The sequence below is a fragment of the Stenotrophomonas maltophilia group sp. RNC7 genome (genome assembly GCF_030910085.1).
Classification (GTDB): domain Bacteria; phylum Pseudomonadota; class Gammaproteobacteria; order Xanthomonadales; family Xanthomonadaceae; genus Stenotrophomonas; species Stenotrophomonas sepilia.
Genome location: NZ_JAVFVN010000316.1, coordinates 1 through 427, shown reverse-complemented (window position 1 = coordinate 427; position 427 = coordinate 1). Strand labels below are relative to the sequence as shown.

Sequence of the window (427 nt, the reverse complement as noted above, 5' to 3'; positions counted from 1 at the left end):
TATTTACAATTTGAGCGGCTCTTTGAATCATATCGTCCGTTACATGGGAATAGGTTTTAAATGTTTGCTCAACATCGTGGCCCATTAATCTGGCGACCGTTTTAAAATCCAATCCATTCGCTAAAAGATTTGTAGCATAGGTATGTCGTAGGATGTGTATCGTAATATCATATCCTGCTTTTCTGTACTTTTTGGGCAGTTCCCAAGTCAAAGAACTAGCACTTTTGTATAAGATAACCCTGTTGTTAATATCTGTAGGGTTGTCTTTTTTATACTCTTCTAATTTTTTTAAGGTTTTATTAGGAACAGGTATTTCTCTGTAGGAGTTATTGCTTTTAGGAGTACCTAAGCCCATGCCACTTTTTAATCTTTTCCACTGCTTATCCACTTTCAAAACAGATTTTTTAAAGTCGATATTATTCCAGGT

At 35.1% G+C, this 427-nt stretch carries 1 protein-coding gene; it reads right to left on the bottom strand.

The genetic code is table 11. The annotated features are described in order from the left end of the window. On the bottom strand, positions 1–427 hold a 427-nt coding region (locus RCF13_RS05240), incomplete at both ends, for a site-specific integrase (RefSeq protein ID WP_308140923.1).